2 pseudogenes are annotated in these 614 nt (G+C 44.5%); both read left to right on the forward strand.

The window, feature by feature from the left end:
* Positions 1-389: pseudogene (locus ACFIKD_RS09745) on the forward strand (phage tail protein); the annotation flags it as partial.
* Positions 390-396: 7 nt separating this feature from the next.
* Positions 397-614, forward strand: a pseudogene (locus tag ACFIKD_RS09750) (phage tail protein); the annotation flags it as partial.

Below are 614 nucleotides of genomic sequence, written 5' to 3' on the forward strand. Positions count from 1 at the left end.
TTACGACATTTAATGTTCCCGATTTTCGAGGGATGTTTTTACGGGGTGTTGATGGAGGGCGCAATATTGATGAGGGGCGTTCTTTTGCAAGTGTGCAAACAGATTTAATCGAGTCTCACCAACATCAAGGACAGAGCCTTTCGATGTCTCATTTTACCAGCAACGAAAACTTTTGGGATGGGAATACGACGGATGTGTTGGGCTATCGTCTAGGCTTGTTTGGGGGGAGCTCTCTAGCGAATTTTATGGGCATAGAGCGTGAGAATTTAGGAGGCTACATTGTAAGTTCTCATACTCTTGATGAGAGCCAAGAGGTTGTTTTGGAGAGCACTGGTGAAGGCGAGACGCGTCCAGTAAATGTGAGTGTTCTGTTTGCGATTAAGACATGAGGTTAAAATGTCGACGATCTATGATTGGTCTTTAAATGCCTCCTTGAATGCCTATTGTGATGATTTGATTGATTGGTCAAAAGGACAGCGCCCTAGCAGCGTGAATAATAGCGCCCGTGTGATGATGCAGCGTGTGCGTGAATATTTATCCGATACGAGTGGTGTGATTGAAAGCACTTTTACGGTTGATGCTGAACAACAGACGACGTTGATAAGACTTCAAAG

The organism is Bartonella sp. CR84HXZ, from assembly GCF_042194535.1.
GTDB lineage: Bacteria > Pseudomonadota > Alphaproteobacteria > Rhizobiales > Rhizobiaceae > Bartonella > Bartonella grahamii.